The organism is Myroides sp. LoEW2-1 (assembly GCF_009767705.1).
In the GTDB taxonomy this organism is placed as follows: Bacteria; Bacteroidota; Bacteroidia; order Flavobacteriales; family Flavobacteriaceae; genus Flavobacterium; species Flavobacterium album_A.
On sequence record NZ_WSPP01000029.1, the window covers coordinates 1 to 2,622 of the forward strand.

Consider the following 2,622-nt stretch of genomic DNA (forward strand, 5'->3'; position numbering starts at 1 on the left):
GTATAAGTATAGACGGTATGTCGTTTTTATTTGATTTCTTTCATTTAAGGGATTGTATTATAAATGTTAATTTTTAATATTTATTTAAGAAACTGATTGTTTTTATTTTTTTAATTATTAATATTGGAAATCAAAATATTTGATATTAATATATTTTTGAACTATTATTTTTAATAGTATGTGTTTTTTGTGAAGTTAGGACTGTTAATAAAAACATAAAAAATAAACGAACTAATCTTAATTACCTTAATAATGAAAAAAAGAAAACTTACCTGGTACACAAAGGGACTTTGTGCTGTTGTTTTATGCAGTTTTATAAGTTGTTCAAGTGATGACAATAGCACTGCTCCAAATGTAACTCCTCCAACAGAGGAACCTAATCCTGAAGGGCCAAAAGTGAAAGAAGCCGAAATTTCACTTGCTGTAATAGCATATACTCAAAATACAGCTACAGTTCAAATTAACTCTAAAGAGGCTAAGAGTGTTTACTATTATGTCGTTAAAGGAGATGATGTAAGTACAATTACTGTTGAGGAGATAGTTTCGAAAGGTGTAAAAGTGAAAGCAAATACTGAGGAAGAAGTTGTAGTAGATGCTTTGGAGGCAAATACCAAGTATACTGTGACAGCTATTGCTATTAATGCAGAAGACAAAGCGACAATTTTGAAATATCCTCAAACGATTAAGACTATGCAAAGTGCAACAATGCAAATCATAGCTGTTGAGGCTGATATCACAACGATGGAGTTTAAGTTTACAACTCAGTATGCTGAGAAAGTTGGCTATATTGTACAAGAGGCAACTGAAAAAGCTCCAACTGCTGAGGATGTTTTAGCCAAAGGTGTATCTATTGATAGACTTGATGGGGAGTCTACTTTAAAGGTTGACGGCTTGAGTGAAAACACAAAGTATAACTTGTATGTGGCGGCTATAGAAGCTTCTGGCAAGACATTACTGCAATCATCGGAGTTTTCTACAAAAGAAGATGTACAAGAAGAGGATGGAGTGATCAAGTTTACAGAGATAAAAGTAAATTCTGAAAGCCAAGGCTGGCTTAATGTTTATATTCTTAATCTAAAAGGTAAAGATTGGGAAGCAGGATTTGAAATAGGATCTATATCAGCAGAGTTGCATGAGCTTCCTACAGGAAAGTTCTATTATGCTTCTTGGTCAGAGGAGGTGTCGTCAGATGGTGTAGGTGAATACTTTATTAAGAAGAGAGATGGCTCAGAATCAATAAGAGATTTGGATAGTGGATCAATTGTTATTACTAAAGGAGCTAATAATACTTTCGATATAGAGATTAATATAGCACGAGATAGTGGTACTCCTTTTAAAGCAATTTATAATGGGCCAGTTCAAGTAATACCATATTAAATAAATAATTAGCATAGAGAGATGAGAAATAAATTTTTAATATTATTTGTGGCATTTGTAGGAGGATTATTTGCAGCTTGTTCAAGTGATGACAATAGTGTTCGCAATGTACCGGGTGAAGGAGAAAGTGAAACGCCCAAAGCAGAAGTAACACTTACTTTAGGTGAAGTAGGTGTAGATAAAGTTGATTTTACTGTGATCAGTAAAAATGCAGTACAAATCGCTTACTTGCTCACACCAAAATCGGATGAAAGTATAACTACAGAAGTTATCTTTCAAAAAGGTATCACTGTGGAGGTTAACAAAACCGTTGAAGTTACTGTAAATGATCTGCATCAAGATTCGGAGTATGACCTATACTTGGTAGCTAAAGGAGAGGATAAAGAAGTCAGTTTAATTAAGCATAGTTTTAAAACTCTTTTACCTAAAGGATTGGAGTTAGTAGATGGTTTTATGATGTATGACGATTTGGATGAAGCAACTGGCTTGTATCGCACAAACTTGATGATGTCAACAAAAAAGATGAGTCAAGATGGAAATGGGATAGAATACAAAGATGTTTTGATTTGGTTGTTGACTCAAGAGCCACTTGTTAAATTAACAGAGCAAAGTTACCAACTACCTTTTGGAAAAGTCGCTCCATTAGAGGGGAGTTATGATACTTGGAAACCTTTGATGTATTATGTTGGAAAACACGTTAAAGGTAGTGATGGCAAGCCAAATTTTCAAGGAACAGCTTGGATTAATTTTGACAAGAATAATAATGAGGATTACTTCGTTGCGGATGATACCAAAGCAACTTCTATTGAAATAGTAGATAATAAAGATGGATCATATACGATTTCTGGTAAATTGGTTGATAAAACTCGTGGTGAGGAACTGACATTTACATATACGGATAGTAAACCTGTTTTTGGCTGGTAGGAAAGTTAGAAATATTGATAAAGTTATTAAACGGAAAGAGAGGAACTATATGTTCCTCTTTTTTTTTAGGTGTATATAGCTTTTTATTTTCTGTTTAAATAATGAATGTCAAATTTTTAATCGTATAATTTGCTTGAAGGGATTAATTAGTTGAATGCTGTATTGAATTGCCCGTTATGCTTGATTTTGCGCTAATGGTAATCCTGTTTTTTAAGTCATTGACCCGTCCTGAAAAAACTGTACAGTTTTAAATACCAATAAGAGATGGAAAAGTCAATAAAAGAGAAAAAAGTAAAACAACGTTATCATCAAGAATTCATT

Annotated in this window: 2 protein-coding genes; both read left to right on the forward strand. The window is 33.1% G+C overall.

Annotated elements, in window-relative coordinates; genetic code table 11:
• The first annotated feature begins 252 nt into the window (after positions 1 to 252).
• A complete protein-coding gene (locus GOQ24_RS02750) occupies positions 253 to 1,377 on the forward strand; it encodes a hypothetical protein (protein ID WP_155091949.1) in 1,125 nt (374 codons plus the stop codon).
• Between the two features lie 21 nt (positions 1,378 to 1,398).
• Entirely contained in the window at positions 1,399 to 2,301 is a 903-nt protein-coding gene (locus GOQ24_RS02755) for a hypothetical protein (RefSeq protein WP_155091950.1), read from the forward strand.
• Positions 2,302 to 2,622 lie beyond the last annotated feature (321 nt).